The 548-nt window shown below is 36.7% G+C and carries 1 protein-coding gene; it reads left to right on the top strand.

What is annotated here, in order from left to right; genetic code table 11:
* Positions 1–250 precede the first annotated feature (250 nt).
* A partial coding sequence (locus tag V7014_RS08185) for a helix-turn-helix domain-containing protein (RefSeq protein ID WP_335506017.1) occupies positions 251–548 on the top strand: 298 nt, incomplete at its 3' end.

Raw genomic sequence — 548 nt, 5'->3', positions numbered from 1 at the left:
TTTATCATTTTCCGACAGAAGACTCCTTCCTCAATGGTGTGAAGGGCGTAGCCCAACAATAGGTGGGAGATGAATGTCGGTTAGGCGTTAGCCAAAAGTTTCTTTTGAACGATTAACGCACTCATTATATAATTAGTATAGGATAATATTACCAGGTGAGATATTTTTGTTTTCTGACTACTGGTGGTTCTCCTATCAACGTAGTTAAGAAATAGATTGAAGATCAAGGCTTGAAGTGAGGTGAAAGTCAATGCTAGTCAACAAAGCATATAAGTTTCGGATCTATCCAAACAAAAAACAAGAAATCCTAATTGCGAAAACAATCGGTTGTTCACGTTTTGTATTCAATTACTTTTTGGCACAATGGATGGATATGTACAAAGACACAGACAAAGGATTAACTTACAGCGCTTGTTCCTCCCAACTAACACAACTAAAGAAAGAGTTGGTTTGGTTACAAGAAGTTGACAGTATTGCTATTCAATCGTCACTTAAAAACCTGGCTGATTCCTATACTCGATTCTTCAAAAAACAAAATAAAGCTCCAC

This window comes from Bacillus sp. JJ722 (assembly GCF_036963345.1).
GTDB lineage: Bacteria > Bacillota > Bacilli > Bacillales > DSM-1321 > Bacillus_AD.
The sequence above is the reverse complement of the archived record's forward strand: the minus strand, read 5'-3'. Positions and strand labels throughout refer to the sequence as shown.